Origin of the sequence: Lentzea sp. NPDC060358, assembly GCF_042725365.1 — a bacterium.
Taxonomy (GTDB): Bacteria; Actinomycetota; Actinomycetes; order Mycobacteriales; family Pseudonocardiaceae; genus Lentzea.
In genome coordinates, this window is record NZ_JBHXCW010000070.1 from 19,556 (window position 1) to 33,668 (window position 14,113).

Here is a 14,113-nt window from a genome sequence, read left to right on the forward strand (position 1 = left end):
GGGTGGTGTGACGGCGGATCAGGGCTCGCCGAACCGCATGCGCAGGGCGGTGACGGCGAGGCTCAGTCGCGGCTTGGCGGTGGTGAGGCGGTGCAGGGGGCTGGTGGGCGGGACGTGCCAGCGCAGCCGGGTCGGGCGGACCCGGGCGGCGGTGTGGAGCCGGGTGCGGACCGCGGTGCCGGCCAGGGACTGCCAGACCGAGGTGGTGAGGCGGACGGGGAGGGCGGGGAGGGCGGGGAGGGCGGGGGAGCGGCGGGGGCGTTCCTCGGCGGTGGCGATGGTGGCGGCGGGGGCAGTGGGGTCGGTGCCGGAGGGGGCCGCGGTGGTGTGGGAGGAGGGGGACGCGGGACCGGTGCTCGCGGGGGATGGGGCCGTGCTGGTGGAGGCGACGTTGGCGGTGAGGCTGGTTCCTGCGGTCGGCGTGCCCGCGGCGGGGCGCGGGGCCGGGGTGACGTCGGCTGCGGTGCCGGTGGAGGCGTCCGGCGCGTTGGCGGCGATCCCGGCCCCGGGACCGGCACCCGGCGCGGCGGCCACTCTCGCCGCAGCCGTCAGGCGCGGCTCCGCCGCCAGCTCGAACTCCGCCATCTCCTTCGGGATCCCCCACATCGCCCGCGCCCCGCGCCGCGACGTCTCGTCGTCCACCCAGATGTCGGTGATGGACAGTCCGAGCCGGAACCCCTTGCGCACCACCACGCCCACCATCAGCTCGCGGTAGGCGAGCACGCCGGTCTCGTCGTAGTCGACGAACGCCGACACCACGAGGACGCGGCCGAACAGGACCAGGGGCACCACGCCCGGCACGAGCCGGGAGATCGCCGGGCGTGGTGCCGTGGCCACCGTGAGCCAGCCTCTGCCGCAGAGGTGCCACGGTGGGGGAGGGAAGTCAGCGGGCATCGTTCGCCTCGTGTCGCAGGGCCGCCGGCGCGTGGGCCGGGACGGCGGGTCGGTGCGGGGGGACGGCGGTCAGCCGGGCGTACGGGGCGCCGGGGGCGGGGCGCCGGTCCGGCTCGCCCTTGTTGGGCCACAGCGACATCGCGCGTTCGGCCAGGGCGGTGATGGTCAGGGCCGGGTTCACGCCGAGGTTCGCGGGGATGGTGGAGCCGTCCACCACGTGCAGGCCGGGGTGGCCGTGGACGCGGTGGTACGGGTCGATCACGCCGGTCTCCGGGGAGTCGCCGATCACGCAGCCGCCGATGAGGTGGCCCGTCAGCGGGATGTCGGCCAGGTCGTTCCAGGCGCCCCTGGCGACACCGCCCGCGCGCAGCGCCATCCGGCGCGCCACGGAGTGCCCCGCCGGGATCCACGACGGGTTCGGGTCGCCCTCGCCCTGCCGGGTGGTCAGGCGGCCGCGGCGCAGGGACGTGGTGAGCGAGTTGTCGAGGCTCTGCATCACCAGCAGTGCGATCGTCTCCTCCGACCACCGCCGCGGGCTGTGCATCCGCAGGGCGGTGCGGTACTCGGCGCGCAGCTGCGCGAGTCCCCGGCGCAGGCGCGCCGGGCCGCCGTCCACCAGGGTCGTCATGAGCAGGCCCAGCAGGTTGCTGCCGCGCCCGTAGCGGACGACCTCGACGTGCGTGTCGGGGTTCGGGTGGATCGACGACGTGATCGCGATGCCGCGCGTGTTGTCGAGCGTGCCGCCCGGCACGCGCACGGCCACGACTGCCTCGGAGTTGGTGCGGCACAACGTGCCCAGCTGCGGCGACAGGCCGCGCAGGCTGCCGTTGTCGCGCAGCCGGTGCAGCAGGCGCTGGGTGCCGAGCGACGCGGCGGCGACCACGACCTGGCCGGCGGTGAAGATGCGTTCGGAGCTGCCACCGGTGGCGCGGGTGCGCACCGCGTAGCCGTCGCCGACGCGGCGCACGTCGGTCACGGTCGTCAGCGGCCACACCTCGGCGCCCGCCTGCTCGGCCAGGTGCAGGTAGTTCTTCGGCAGCGTGTTCTTCGCGTTGTGCCGGCAGCCGGTCATGCAGGAGCCGCAGGCGATGCAGCCGTCGCGGCGCGGACCGGCGCCGCCGAAGAACGGGTCCTCGCCGCCCGGTCCGAAGTGGACTCCGACGCGGGTGGGCCGGAACGTCGGCGCCACGCCGAGGTCGACGGCCACCTCGCGGAGCAACCGGTCGGCGTCGGTGCGGAGCGGGTTCTCGACCACGCCGAGCATCCGGCTCGCCTGGTCGTAGTGCGGGGCGAGCTCGGCGCGCCAGTCGGTGATGTGCGCCCAGCGCGGGTCGCGGAAGAAGGAGTCCGCCGGTTCGTACAGGGTGTTGGCGTACACGAGCGACCCGCCGCCGACGCCCGCGCCGCTCAGCACCAGCACGTCGCGCAGCGGGGTGATCCGCTGGATGCCCGTGCACCCGATGCCCGGCGCGAACAGGTAGTCGCGCAGCTGCCACGACGTGCGCGGGAACTCGTCGTCGGCGAACCGGCGACCGGCCTCCAGCACCCCGACGCGGTAGCCCTTCTCGGTCAGCCGCAGGGCGGTGACCGCGCCGCCGAACCCCGAGCCGATCACCAGGACGTCGTACCGCGCGGTCATCGGACCCCCTCCAGCCGTGCGGTGCGGCGCAGGTACTCCCGCGTGCTGCCGGGCCAGTTCGTGGTCACGGAGCCGTCGTCGGCCCGGTACCAGGACGAACACCCGCTCCACACCCCGCCCGCGAGACGGGAGCGCATCTCGGAGTCGAACTCGTCGGCGACCTCGGGCCGCACCTGCACGGGCGCGCCGGTCTCGGCGAGACGGCGCACGGCGGCGACGACGTAGCGGCACTGGGCCTCGATCATCGTGACGATCGAGCTGCCGCCGAGGTTGGTGTTCGGCCCGTAGACCAGGAAGAAGTTCGGGAACCCCGGCACGGTCAGGCCCAGGTGCGCCCGCGGCCGCCCGCCCCAGACCGCGGCGAGGTCGCGGCCGTCCCCGCCGGTGACGCGCATCGGCAGCCGGAAGTCGGCGACGTCGAACCCGGTGCCCCAGATCAGCACGTCCGCGGGGTGCTCGCGGCCGTCGGCGGTGCGCAGGCCGTGCGCGGTGACCTCGGTGATCCGCTCGGACACCACGCGGGCGTTCGCCGCCGTGAGCGCCGGGTACCAGTCGTTGCTGAACAGGACGCGTTTGCACCCCACCGGCGTCCCCGGCCGCAGCCGGGAGCGCAGCGCCCGGTCGCGCACCCGGACCCACCGGTGCGCCGCGGCGAGACCGCCGACCAGCGCGCGCGAGGCCCGGCCGGCCGTGAGCAGCCACGTGAACGCCTCGCAGGCGAGCCACACACCGCGCCGGGCGAGCTTGGACGTGAACGGGCGCGCCCGGCCCTTCAGCGCGGCGTCGGGCTTCGGCAGCACGTGCGGGGCGGTCCGCTGGAACACGGTGAGGTGCCCGGCCAGCGGCTGGATCCGCGGCACGAACTGCGCCGCGCTGGCCCCGGTGCCGACCACGGCGACCCGCTTGCCGCGCAGGTCGACGTCGTGCCGCCACCGTGCACTGTGGAACACCGGACCGGCGAACGCGCCGAGACCGGGCAGGTCGGGGGCCGAGGGCCGGTTCAGCTGCCCCACCGCGGACACGAGCACGTCCGCCTCCACGACCTCGCCGCCGGCCAGTTCCACGCGCCACCGCCCGTCCTCGAACGCCGCGGCCACGACGTCGGCGCCGAACCGGATCCGGTCGCGCACCGCGTCGGCGTTGCGCCGCAGGTAGGCGAGGATGTCCGGCTGCGCCGCGTACCGGCGCGGCCACGAGAGGTTGGGGGAGAAGGAGTACGAGTAGAGCGACGACGGCACGTCGCACGCGGCGCCCGGATAGGTGTTGTCCCGCCACACCCCGCCGACGTCGGCGGCGCGCTCGAGCACGGTGAACCGCTCGAAACCGGCCCTGCGCAACGACAACGCGACGCCCAGCCCGCCGAACCCGGCACCGATGACGACCACTTCGGGATTACCTCGCACGTCACCGACGCTAGGAACTTCCACCTGTTCGCACCAGGACAACAGCGGCCGCGTGGTTGACAATCGCGGCCATGAGGACGTTGCCCGAACCCGCGGTCCGGCACTGGGACTTCCCGCGCGGCATCGCGAGCGCCGCGCTGATGCTGCGCTTCGGCGCCGAACGGGGCCTGCCGCGCGACACCCTGCTCGACGGCAGCGACCTGACCGCGGACGACCTCGCCGACCCGGTGGCGGAGATCAACGCCCACCAGGAGCTCGCCGTGGTGCGCAACCTCGCCGCGCACCTGCCCCGCGCTGGCATCGCCGCGGGCCGCCACTACCACGCGACCACGTTCGGCGTCCTCGGCCACGCGTTCCTCAGCGCCGCCACGATGCAGGACGCCGTCGACATGGCGCTGCGCTACCTCGACCTCAGCTTCACCTTCACCGGTCCGACCGCCGCACTCGACGGCGACCGGCTCGTCATCTCGCTGCACCCCGCCGGGCTGCCGGACGACGTGCGGCCGTTCCTGGTCGAACGCGACCTCGCCGCGATCCACACGGTGATCGGCGAGCTCGTCACCGGCGAGGTGCCCGTCCTGGCCGTCGACCTCGCGCACGCCGCGCCACCGGACACGAGCGACCACGAGGAGGTGTTCGGCCTGCGCCCGGAGTTCGGGGCGGGCCGCGACCGGTCCGTCGTGGACGCGTCGGTGCTCGCCCGCGCGCTGCCGCTCGCGAGCCCGGAGGCGACGGCGCTGTGCGAACGGCAGTGCGAGGACCTCGCCACCCGCCGGCGCCGCAAGCCCGGCGTCGCGGGGGAGGTCCGCCGCGTGCTGGAGCACTCCGCGCGGTTCGAGGAGACCATGCCGGTGGTCGCCCGCGCGCTCGGAATCAGCCCGCGCACGCTGCGCCGCCGCCTGACCGAGGCCGGGACCAGCTACCAGGCGCTGCTCGACGAGGTGCGGGCCGACCGCGCCGCGGCCCTGCTGCCCGGCGCGTCGGTCGAGCAGGTGGCCGCCCAGCTCGGGTTCGCCGAGGCGGCGAGCTTCATCCACGCGTTCCGGCGCTGGTACGGCACCACGCCGAGCAACTACGCGCGGTCGCGCGGCACGTCAGGCGGCTGAGCCGCGGCGGGGAGCCCACGCGAGGACGTTCAGCCCGATCCCGCCGAGGAGCACGACGCCCAGCACGCCGCCGAGCACCCGGAAGACCTGGTCGTTGTCGGCGAGCGCGGCGTCCACGACCCGTCCGTCCACCAGGTCGTAGCGGACGGTGACCCGCTCGCCGGACTCGCGCTTCGGGCCGTTCTCCGACAGCACCGCCGTCTGCCGCGAGCCGTCCGGCAGCGCGTACTCGACCCGGACCGAGGCGCTCTTGCCCGACTTCAGCCGCTCCTGCACGGTCCCCTCGGAGGTGGCCCACGACCGCTGTTCGGCCGCCGACCGGAGCAGGACCACGAGGCCCACCACGGCCGCCGCCAGAGCCAGTCCGGCCAGCACCCGTCCCCGGCGCGACCTCATCGAATTCGCCACACGCCCTCCTCGCGGAGGACATCGTCACCACGCACCCCGATGTGACGGTGGCGAGAAAATCAGAAACGATCACGCGCTGTGTCCTTGCGGTTTCGCGCTGTTACAAGTAGTGTAAATGTTCTGGGAACGCTCCCATTTCGCCGCTGCCGCCAGTTCAACGGAGAATGGAGGCATCTTCATGCGCATGCGCAGCACCTTCGGGTCCCAGACCAGACGGCGGGGCGTGATCGCGGCGGTCATCACCGTGCTCGCCTGCACCTTCCTCTGGGTCCCGACGGCTTCGGCGCACGGCACCATCGTCGGACCGGCCACCCGCGCCTACCAGTGCTGGCAGACGTGGGGCAGCCAGCACACGAACCCGGCGATGCAGCAGCAGGACCCCATGTGCTACCAGGCTTTCCAGGCGAACTCCGACACCATGTGGAACTGGATGAGCGCGCTGCGGGACGGCCTCGGCAGCAACTGGCAGGGCGCCACCCCGGACGGGCAGCTGTGCAGCAACGCCCTGTCGCGCAACAACTCGCTGAACACGCCCGGCAAGTGGAAGACCACGAACCTGGGCGCGAACTTCTCGATGCACCTGTACGACCAGGCGAGCCACGGCGCGGACTACCTCCGGGTGTACGTCAGCAAGAACGGGTTCGACCCCACCACGCAGAGGCTGGGCTGGGGCAACCTCGACTTCATCACCCAGACCGGCAGGTACGCCCCGGCCAAGGACATCAACTTCAACGTCTCGACGAACGGGTCCTACCGGGGGCACCACATCGTGTTCACGATGTGGAAGGCCTCGCACGCCGACCAGATCTACATGTGGTGCAGTGACGTGAACTTCGGCTGATCTGCAGGCAGATGACGCGCGGGCGTTGCCGTGATGGCCACGCCCGCGCTTTGCCGTGACGGGCTGAGTTACAAGTCATAGGTGATTGCCTAGAGGGTGTAGGCTAGTCGTCATGCGTGCCACCCTCACCGCGGCCACCGTGGTCGCCGACGCCGCCGCCTTGGCGGACGAGGCAGGCTTCGACCTGGTCACCCTGTCCGCGGTCGCCCGCCGCCTCGGCGTGCAGGCGCCCAGCCTGTACTCGCACGTCCGCGACCTGGAGGCGCTGCGCGACGGCGTCACCGCGCTCGCGCTCGGCGAGCTGGCCGACCGGGTCGCCGTGGCCATCGCCGGGCGGGCCGGGCTCGAGGCGCTGCGGGCGTACGCCGCGGTCTACCGCGAGTACGCGCGGGAGGCGCCGGGCCGCTGGCAGTCCCTGCAACGCCGCGCGGGCGAGGCCGTCGTGCGGTCCGGGGCGGCCAGGAACATGTCCGCGCAGGCCGGTGCCGTGCTCCGGGGCTACCCGGTGCCGGAGGAGGAGCGCGTGCACGCCGTGCGGCTGCTCGGGAGCACCATCAACGGCTTCCTCGCCCTCGAACGCACCGGCAACTTCGACCACAGCGCCCCCGCGCCCGAGGTGTCCTGGGACAGGACCGTCGTGGCGCTCGACGCACTGCTGCGGGCCTGGCCCGCCCCGGCGGCGGGAGAACGATGATCACCACACCCCTGACCGGCGAGCTCGTGCGCGGCGCCGCAGAGCTGGAGACGACCGCGCGCGGCGTGCTGCCGCACCGCCTGCCGCGGTGGGTCCGCACCCGCTTCCCCGACCCGCAGCTGATGGGCGCGGAGAGCAGGCCTTCCGGCGTCCGGATCGTGCTGGACACGGAAGCGACCGCGGTCGAACTGGTCCTGCACCCCACGCACGTCTCCTACCGCGGCACCACCCGCCCGCGCGGCAGCGTCGACCTGCTCGTCGACGGCGCGGACCACGCGAGCGCGCAGCTGCACGGCGGCGACCACGTCGAGACCGACGTGCGCACCGGCACGGTCGAGGTCCACGAGGGCGGGCCGTGCACGCTGCGGTTCGACGGCCTGCCCGGCAGGGCCAAGGTCGTCGAACTGTGGTTGCCGCACAACGAGACCGTGCACCTCGTCGCGTTGCGCACGGACGCGCCCGTCCGGCCGGTCGAGTCCACGAAGCGGATCTGGCTGCACCACGGCAGCTCGATCAGCCACGGTTCCAACGCGGCCACGCCGACCGCGGTCTGGCCCGCCGTCGCGGCCCGGCAGGGCGGCGTGGAGCTGCACAACCTCGGGTTCGGCGGCAGCGCGATGGTCGACCCGTTCACCGCCCGCGTGCTGCGCGACCGCCCGGCCGGCCTGATCAGCGTGAAGCTCGGCATCAACGTCGTGAACTTCGACCTGATGCGGCTGCGGGCGTTCGTGCCGGCGGTGCACGGGTTCCTGGACACGATCCGCGACGGCCACCCGGACACGCCGCTGGTGCTGATGTCACCGATCTTCTGCGAGATCTACGAGGACACACCCGGTCCCGGCGGGATGGATATGGATGCACTGGCCGAGGGACGGGTCGTGTTCACCGCCACCGGGCCGCACGGGACGCTGCCCCAGCTGACGTTGCGGATCATCCGCGACGCGCTGAAGTCCATCGTGGACCAGCGCGACGACGACTCGCACCTGCACTACCTGGACGGCACGGAGCTCTACGGCGAGAAGGACGCGGTCGAGCACCCGTTGCCCGACGCGCTGCACCCGGACACGGTCACGCACGGGCTGATGGGCCGGCGTTTCGCCGAGTACGCGTTCGGGCCGGGCGGCCCGTTCAGCCTTCCCGCACCGCCTGCGTGAACGCCTCGGCGGCGGGGGAGCGGTCGTCCTCGGTGACGACGACGGTCCGCCGCCGCTCGACCAGGCCGGGATCGCGCACCGCGACCCACGTGACGCCGCGGGGGACGACGTCGGCCGCCAGTCCGGGCAGGACGGACACGCCGAGCCCGGCGGCGACCATGCCGAGCCGCGTCTGCCAGGTGCGGGCCTCGTGGCCGACCACCGGTTCCGCCAGCGTGGGCCACGCGCCGAACTGCGGGTCGCCCTCCCGGCCGGTGCCCACGACCCACACCTGACCGGCGAGGTCGCGCACGTCCACTTCGGACTGGCCGGCGAACGGGTGGTCGTTCGCGACGGCGATGCCGAACCCGCGCCCCGCGGGCACCGGCTCGGTGCGCAAGCCCGCGAGGTCGTAGTCGGGCAGGCCGTCGCCGACCGCGATCACCGCGACCTCGATCCGGCCAGCGCGCAGACGGCGCAGCAGCACCGGGCTGCCCGCCTCGCCCAGCCGCACGGCCAGCGCCGGGTGCGCGGCCCGGAGCCGGGCGATCGCCCTCGGCACGAAGCTCGCCGCCGCCGTGGGGTAGGCGCCCACCGCCAGCCGGCCCGCGATCTTGTCGCGCAACCCGGCGATCTCCAGCTCGGCGGCTTCGAGGTGCGCGACGACCTGGCGGGCGTGCCGGAGCAACGCCTCGCCGGCGGGCGTGGGGCGGACGCCGCGGGCCCACCGCTCGAACAGCGGGCTCCCGACGGCCGTCTCCACCGCGTTCACCTGCCGGGAGACGGCGGACTGCGTGTAGCCGAGCGCGTCGGCGGCCGCGGTGAACGACCCGCGCCGCGCGACCTCGACGACGACGCGCAGCCCGACCAAGGTCATCCCCGACATGCGGGGCAGTATCCCGGTCAGAACGCGTGCTCGGCGTCCGCGGCGCGCGCGGAGTCCTCCTGCGCCTCGAACGCGGCGAGCCGGTCGCGGACCGCGGTCGTCACCAGCTGGTAGGCGTCGGAGTTGAGCAGCAGCCGCAGCGGCGGCGCGTCCGACAGCGCCGCCTCGACGATCGCGTGCGCCACACCGGACTGGCTGCCCGGCATCTCCTCGACCGGCAGCGGCTCCGCGTCCGCGGGTCCGCCCCGGTACGGCGCGCTGACCGGCACGCGCTGGGCCGCGTCGTAGAAGCTGGTGCGCACCATGCCGGGCTCGACGAGCATCGTCCGGATCCCGAACGGCGCGATCTCGGCGGCCAGCGTCTCGAAGTAGCCCTCCACGCCCCACTTGGTGGCGTGGTAGATCGCGAAACCGGGGAACGTGACGTGCCCGCCCATGCTGGAGAGCTGCACGAGCACCCCGCCGCGCTGGGCGCGCAGCAAGGGCACGGCGCGGCGCGCCACCTGGATCGACGCGGTCAGGTTGGTGGCGATCGAGTCCTCGACCTGCTGGTCGGTGAGGTCCTCGGCCGCGCCGAACACGCCGCTGCCCGCGTTGGACACGACGACGTCGATCCGCTCGTGCGCGGCGAACGCCTCGCCCAGCACGTGCTCGACCTGTGCGGTGTCGGTCACGTCGAGGGCGCGGCGCCACAACCGGTCTCCGTACCGTTCGGCCAGGTCGTCGAGCTTGCGCGGGTCGCGCAGCGTCGCCGCCACCCGGTCCCCGCGCGCCAGCACCTGCTCGACGAGCTCGCGCCCGATTCCCCTCGATGCTCCTGTGATGAACCACGTTGACATGGAACCCACGCTAGGCAGGCCGTGGCATGAGCACCAGCGATGGTTTCGCACCTCAGCCATGCGAAAAGCGCATGGGAATACCGGAGGCCGCCGCGACGTATAGTTGAAATGTGAAGAAGATTGGCTTCCTGTCGTTCGGGCACTGGTCGGACAGCCCGCACTCGCAGACGCGGTCGGCGGCGGACACGTTGCTGCAGTCGATCGACCTGGCCGTGGCCGCCGAGGAGCTCGGGGCGGACGGCGCCTACTTCCGCGTGCACCACTTCGCCCGTCAGCTCGCCTCGCCGTTCCCGCTGCTCGCCGCGGTCGGCGCGAAGACCGAGCGCATCGAGATCGGCACCGGTGTCATCGACATGCGGTACGAGAACCCGATGTACATGGCAGAGGACGCCGGGTCGGCCGACCTGATCGCGGGCGGAAGGCTGCAGCTCGGCATCTCCCGGGGATCGCCCGAGCAGGTCGTCGACGGCTGGCGCCACTTCGGCTACCAGCCGGCGGAGGGCCAGACCGAGGCCGACATGGCGCGGATGCACACCGAGCTGTTCCTGAAGGTGCTGGAGGGCGGCGGCTTCGCCCAGCCGAACCCGCGCCCGATGTTCCCCAACCCGCCGGGCCTGCTGCGCCTCGAGCCGCACGCGCCCGGTCTGCGCGACCGCATCTGGTGGGGCGCCGCGTCCAACGGCACCGCCGTCTGGGCGGCGCAGCAGGGCATGAACCTGATGAGCTCCACCCTCAAGTACGACGAGGGCGGCGCGCCGTTCCACGTCCAGCAGGCCGACCAGATCCGCGAGTTCCGCAAGGCGTGGACCGAGGCCGGCTGGGAGCACGAGCCGCGGACGTCGGTGTCGCGCAGCATCTTCGCGATCACCAGCGACCTCGACGACATGTACTTCGGCGGTGACGGCGAGAGCCGCGACCACGTCGGGTTCATCGACGGCCCGAACCAGGCGATCTTCGGCCGCTCCTACGCCGCGGAGCCGGACGTGCTGATCAAGCAGCTGGCGGAGGACGAGGCGATCGCCGAGGCCGACACGCTGCTGCTGACCGTGCCGAACCAGCTCGGCGTCGAGTACAACGCGCACGTGCTGGAGAACATCCTCGTGCACGTCGCTCCCGCACTCGGCTGGCGCTGACCTGCGGTCCGGAGCCGGTCCAGCGCTGGACCGGCACCGTCAGCCCGTCAGCCTCGCCAGGCGCACGACCAGTTCCTCGATCGCCGTGTGCAGCGGCGGCAACGGGAACACGCCGTGCATCTCGCGCAATCCCGTGATCGCGGCCAGCGTCAGCGCCGTGTCCAGCCGGGTGTCGGTGCTGTGCGAGAGACCGGCGGCGACGCACCGGTCGAGCACCTCGACGAGCGTGTCGAGGGCGGCCGCCGCGTGCGGGTCCGCCGCGTTGGCGGGCGTGAGCACGAGCTTGCGCCGCGCGGGGTGGGCCTGTCCCAGGTCCACGTACACCCGGTACCGGGTGATGAGCTCGGTGCGCGGGTCGGTGATGTCCGCGACGGCCGCGTCCGACTGCTCGGCGATGTGCGCGAAGGCGATCTCGCGCAGCCGGGCGTGCAGGTCGGCCAGCCCCGGGAAGTGCGGGTAGATCGCCGGACCGGTGATGCCCGCCGCGCGTGCCACGCCGCGCAGCGTCAGCGCTTCGGGGGAGCCCACCTCGTCCAGCAGCTTCCACGCCGCCTGCTCGATCTCGCCGCGCAGCCGCCCGCCCTGGCCTTTGCGGTTCGGCTGGCGGCGAGCGGGTTCTCCGCGCGTCATGCCGATGATCGTACTCAGCTCCAAAGCCGCCGAATCACTGCGTGACCGGCATCACTATGCAAGTGTTTAGTGATTCGGGCATGCTGATCGCCATGACCACTGCTGACCGACCCGCCTACTTCGACGGCTTCATGGCGCCGGTGCCGGACGAGATCGACGCGGCCGAGCTCGAGGTGACCGGCACGCTGCCGCCCGAGCTGACCGGTCGGTACTTCCGCAACGGCGCCAACCCGCTGCCTGGCACCGACCCCGGCCACAACTTCGCCGGCGTGGGCATGCTGCACGGCATCCGGCTCGAGAACGGGCGCGCCGGCTGGTACCGCAACCGGTGGGTGCGCACGCCGATGCTGGACGGCGTGCCGCCGGACAGGGACAACCCCACCGCGCCGGACGGGGTGCTGCGCAACAACACGTCCAACACGAGCGTGCTGCACCACCACGGGCGCATCTTCTCGCTGGTGGAGAACGGGTTCCCGATCGAGATGACCGCCGAGCTCGACACCGTCGGGCCCTACGACTTCGGCGGCCGGCTCAAGACCGCGATGACCGCGCACCCCAAGGTCGACCCGAAGACCGGCGAGCTGCACTTCTTCGGCTACGGCCTGAGGCCGCCGTTCGTGACCTACTACGTGGCCACGGCGGACGGCGAGATCGTGCACAGCGCCGAGATCGAGGTGCCCGCGCCGACGATGATGCACGACTTCGCGATCACCGAGCACCACGTCGTGTGGCTGGACCTGCCCGTCGTGTTCGACCTGGCGCTCACCCGCGAGCCCGGCCTGCCGTACCGGTGGAGCGACCGGTACCGGCCGCGGATCGGCGTCATGCCGCGGCACGGGCGCAACGCCGACGTGCGGTGGTTCGACGTCGATCCCGGCTACGCCTTCCACGTCGGCAACGCCTTCGAGGACGAGCAGGGCCGCGTCGTGGTCGACGCGGTGACCTACGACGAGGAGGGCTTCGGCCTGGTCTGGTCCGGGCTCGGCGGGGACGCGGACCTGTCGAACGCGCTCGCGCACACGCCCACCCTCGGCGGCAGCCTCTACCGCTGGACCCTCGACCTGCGCGACGGGACCGTCCGCGAGGGTGCGCTCGACGACCTGCCCGTGGAGTTCCCGACCGTCAACGACGACCACGCGGGCCTCGGCCACCGGTACGTCTACGCGGTCAGCTCACCGTTGCTGTTCGACTCGGTCCGGCCCTCGATCATCAAGTACGACACCACGACCGGCGAGCGGCAGCAGCACGAGCTGGCCGGCCGCTGCAACCCCGGCGAGGCCGAGTTCGTGCCGGCCGCGGACGACGCCGGCGAGGACAGCGGCTGGCTGCTGTCGATCGTCAGCAGCGAGAACGCCGCCGAACTGCTCGTGCTCGACGCCTCGGACGTGGCGGCCGGCCCCGTGGCCTCCGTGCGGCTGCCGCGCCAGGTCCCGGCGGGCTTCCACGGCGCGTGGATCGCCGACTGATCAGAGGAGGGCGAGCAGCCCCGGACCGGCCTCCGGCGTGACGTCGTGGGCGGACAGCCGGGTGCCGCAGGCGTCGCACTCCAGCGCCGCGTGCGCCTCGCCGCCGCAGTCGGTGTGCCGGTAGCGCACGGGCGGGCCGTCCGGTGCCATGTGGGTGTCGCCCCACTCCCTGATCGCCATCAGGATCGGGTACACGTCGTGGCCCTTGCGGGTGAGGCGGTACTCCGGGTGCTCGCCGTCGGCGGCGGGCTGCCGCGCCAGCACGCCGTGCTCCACGAGGCGGGTGAGGCGGTCCTGCAGGCGGCTGCGCGGGATGCCGAGGTTCGCGCGGAACGCGTTGAACCGGCGCACGCCCGCGAAGGACTCCTTGAGGATCAGCAACGTCCAGCGGTCCCCGAGCAGCACCAGCGGACGCGTGATCGAGCACGGGAGATCGGCGAGTTCTTCGTACCGCATGGGACCACCTTAACCGGAGCGGTCTCTTTTCGAGACCGGACCTGCTAGCGTCCGGTCTTGAAAAGAGACCGGAGGTCCCGTGAGCACCCTCGCCGAAGGCACCCAGTACGAGGCGCTTCGCACGCTGCTGGCCGATCGCTGGACGTGCCGCCAGTTCCTGCCGGACCCGGTGCCCAGGCAGACGCTCGAGAAGCTGCTCGCGGTCGCCCAGCGCACGCCGTCGTGGTGCAACACCCAGCCGTGGCACGTGGAGCTGACCGAGGGGGCGGCCACGGAACGGCTGCGCTCACGGCTCCTGGCGCACGTCCGCGAGAACGGCGGCACGCCCGACTTCGCGTTCCCCGCGCAGTACACGGGCGTGTACCGGGACCGGCGGCGCGAGTGCGGCGTGCAGCTCTACCAGAGCGTCGGGATCGCGAAGGGCGACCACGAGGGCACGATGCGCCAGGCCGTGCGCAACTTCGAGCTGTTCGACGCCCCGCACGTCGCGATCATCACCACCGAGGCCGACCTGGGCGTCTACGGCGCGATCGACTGCGGCCTCTACCTGAACAGCTTCCTGCTCGCGGCGCAGAGCCTGGGGCC

Annotated in this window: 15 protein-coding genes; 7 read left to right on the plus strand and 8 right to left on the minus strand. The window is 73.0% G+C overall.

The annotated features are described in order from the left end of the window. Window positions 1–18: 18 nt before the first annotated feature. Genes ACFWGZ_RS17270 through ACFWGZ_RS17280 form a run of 3 tightly spaced genes read right to left on the minus strand, consistent with a single transcriptional unit; the run spans window position 19 to window position 3,936 of the window. A complete protein-coding gene (locus tag ACFWGZ_RS17270; protein ID WP_382452501.1) occupies window positions 19–894 on the minus strand; it encodes an acetoacetate decarboxylase family protein in 876 nt (291 codons plus the stop codon). After that, the gene (locus tag ACFWGZ_RS17275) at window positions 884–2,533 is read right to left on the minus strand and encodes an FAD-dependent oxidoreductase (protein WP_382452502.1); all 1,650 of its coding nucleotides are present in this window, start codon (window positions 2,531–2,533) and stop codon (window positions 884–886) included. Before ACFWGZ_RS17275 ends, ACFWGZ_RS17270 begins: the two co-directional genes overlap by 11 nt. Beyond that, the gene (locus tag ACFWGZ_RS17280) at window positions 2,530–3,936 is read right to left on the minus strand and encodes a flavin-containing monooxygenase (RefSeq protein WP_382452503.1); all 1,407 of its coding nucleotides are present in this window, start codon (window positions 3,934–3,936) and stop codon (window positions 2,530–2,532) included. The genes ACFWGZ_RS17275 and ACFWGZ_RS17280 overlap by 4 nt, the downstream gene beginning before the upstream one ends. A 71-nt stretch (window positions 3,937–4,007) precedes the next feature. On the opposite strand from ACFWGZ_RS17280, the gene ACFWGZ_RS17285 reads away from it, so the two are divergent. Then, window positions 4,008–5,042, plus strand: a complete 1,035-nt coding sequence (locus ACFWGZ_RS17285; RefSeq protein ID WP_382452504.1) for an AraC family transcriptional regulator — start codon at window positions 4,008–4,010, stop codon at window positions 5,040–5,042. Here ACFWGZ_RS17285 and ACFWGZ_RS17290 read toward each other — a convergent pair. Then, window positions 5,031–5,450, minus strand: a complete 420-nt coding sequence (locus tag ACFWGZ_RS17290) for a DUF3592 domain-containing protein (protein ID WP_382452505.1) — start codon at window positions 5,448–5,450, stop codon at window positions 5,031–5,033. The genes ACFWGZ_RS17285 and ACFWGZ_RS17290 overlap by 12 nt on opposite strands. A gap of 184 nt (window positions 5,451–5,634) precedes the next feature. Between ACFWGZ_RS17290 and ACFWGZ_RS17295 the strand changes: the two genes are divergently transcribed. From ACFWGZ_RS17295 to ACFWGZ_RS17305, 3 genes are all read left to right on the plus strand, one after another. Further along, complete coding sequence (locus ACFWGZ_RS17295) at window positions 5,635–6,291, plus strand: lytic polysaccharide monooxygenase (protein ID WP_382452506.1); 657 nt, start codon at window positions 5,635–5,637, stop codon at window positions 6,289–6,291. Between the two features lie 112 nt (window positions 6,292–6,403). Continuing rightward, a complete protein-coding gene (locus ACFWGZ_RS17300) occupies window positions 6,404–6,985 on the plus strand; it encodes a TetR-like C-terminal domain-containing protein (RefSeq protein WP_382452507.1) in 582 nt (193 codons plus the stop codon). Further along, the gene (locus ACFWGZ_RS17305) at window positions 6,982–8,139 is read left to right on the plus strand and encodes an SGNH/GDSL hydrolase family protein (RefSeq protein WP_382452508.1); all 1,158 of its coding nucleotides are present in this window, start codon (window positions 6,982–6,984) and stop codon (window positions 8,137–8,139) included. Before ACFWGZ_RS17300 ends, ACFWGZ_RS17305 begins: the two co-directional genes overlap by 4 nt. On the opposite strand, the gene ACFWGZ_RS17310 is transcribed toward ACFWGZ_RS17305, so the two are convergent. After that, a complete protein-coding gene (locus tag ACFWGZ_RS17310) occupies window positions 8,114–9,004 on the minus strand; it encodes a LysR family transcriptional regulator (RefSeq protein WP_382452509.1) in 891 nt (296 codons plus the stop codon). The genes ACFWGZ_RS17305 and ACFWGZ_RS17310 overlap by 26 nt on opposite strands. 17 nt (window positions 9,005–9,021) lie before the next feature. Then, window positions 9,022–9,843 (minus strand): SDR family oxidoreductase, encoded by an 822-nt coding sequence (locus ACFWGZ_RS17315; RefSeq protein WP_382452510.1) that lies wholly within the window; start codon window positions 9,841–9,843, stop codon window positions 9,022–9,024. A 110-nt stretch (window positions 9,844–9,953) separates the two neighbouring features. On the opposite strand from ACFWGZ_RS17315, the gene ACFWGZ_RS17320 reads away from it, so the two are divergent. Continuing rightward, the gene (locus ACFWGZ_RS17320) at window positions 9,954–10,976 is read left to right on the plus strand and encodes an LLM class flavin-dependent oxidoreductase (RefSeq protein ID WP_382452511.1); all 1,023 of its coding nucleotides are present in this window, start codon (window positions 9,954–9,956) and stop codon (window positions 10,974–10,976) included. A 39-nt stretch (window positions 10,977–11,015) separates the two neighbouring features. Here the strand turns inward: ACFWGZ_RS17320 and ACFWGZ_RS17325 are convergent, their stop codons facing one another. Next, on the minus strand, window positions 11,016–11,606 hold the full coding sequence (locus ACFWGZ_RS17325) for a TetR/AcrR family transcriptional regulator (protein ID WP_382452512.1): 591 nt from the start codon (window positions 11,604–11,606) through the stop codon (window positions 11,016–11,018). Window positions 11,607–11,698: 92 nt separating this feature from the next. Between ACFWGZ_RS17325 and ACFWGZ_RS17330 the strand changes: the two genes are divergently transcribed. Further along, window positions 11,699–13,072, plus strand: a complete 1,374-nt coding sequence (locus ACFWGZ_RS17330; protein ID WP_382452513.1) for a carotenoid oxygenase family protein — start codon at window positions 11,699–11,701, stop codon at window positions 13,070–13,072. Here the strand turns inward: ACFWGZ_RS17330 and ACFWGZ_RS17335 are convergent, their stop codons facing one another. Then, entirely contained in the window at window positions 13,073–13,528 is a 456-nt protein-coding gene (locus ACFWGZ_RS17335; protein WP_382452514.1) for a winged helix-turn-helix transcriptional regulator, read from the minus strand. 79 nt (window positions 13,529–13,607) lie between these two features. Here ACFWGZ_RS17335 and ACFWGZ_RS17340 point away from each other — a divergent pair. After that, a partial coding sequence (locus ACFWGZ_RS17340; RefSeq protein WP_382452515.1) for a nitroreductase family protein occupies window positions 13,608–14,113 on the plus strand: 506 nt, incomplete at its 3' end.

What these genes read in the sequence shown, in the direction of transcription:
- ACFWGZ_RS17330 (WP_382452513.1), top strand. Translation starts at nt 11,699, where the DNA reads ATGACCACTGCTGACCGACCCGCCTACTTCGACGGCTTCATGGCGCCG.
- ACFWGZ_RS17285 (WP_382452504.1), top strand. Translation starts at nt 4,008, where the DNA reads ATGAGGACGTTGCCCGAACCCGCGGTCCGGCACTGGGACTTCCCGCGC.
- ACFWGZ_RS17310 (WP_382452509.1), bottom strand. Translation starts at nt 9,004, where the DNA reads ATGTCGGGGATGACCTTGGTCGGGCTGCGCGTCGTCGTCGAGGTCGCG.
- ACFWGZ_RS17300 (WP_382452507.1), top strand. Translation starts at nt 6,404, where the DNA reads ATGCGTGCCACCCTCACCGCGGCCACCGTGGTCGCCGACGCCGCCGCC.
- ACFWGZ_RS17315 (WP_382452510.1), bottom strand. Translation starts at nt 9,843, where the DNA reads ATGTCAACGTGGTTCATCACAGGAGCATCGAGGGGAATCGGGCGCGAG.
- ACFWGZ_RS17295 (WP_382452506.1), top strand. Translation starts at nt 5,635, where the DNA reads ATGCGCAGCACCTTCGGGTCCCAGACCAGACGGCGGGGCGTGATCGCG.
- ACFWGZ_RS17325 (WP_382452512.1), bottom strand. Translation starts at nt 11,606, where the DNA reads ATGACGCGCGGAGAACCCGCTCGCCGCCAGCCGAACCGCAAAGGCCAG.
- ACFWGZ_RS17270 (WP_382452501.1), bottom strand. Translation starts at nt 894, where the DNA reads ATGCCCGCTGACTTCCCTCCCCCACCGTGGCACCTCTGCGGCAGAGGC.
- ACFWGZ_RS17275 (WP_382452502.1), bottom strand. Translation starts at nt 2,533, where the DNA reads ATGACCGCGCGGTACGACGTCCTGGTGATCGGCTCGGGGTTCGGCGGC.
- ACFWGZ_RS17335 (WP_382452514.1), bottom strand. Translation starts at nt 13,528, where the DNA reads ATGCGGTACGAAGAACTCGCCGATCTCCCGTGCTCGATCACGCGTCCG.
- ACFWGZ_RS17305 (WP_382452508.1), top strand. Translation starts at nt 6,982, where the DNA reads ATGATCACCACACCCCTGACCGGCGAGCTCGTGCGCGGCGCCGCAGAG.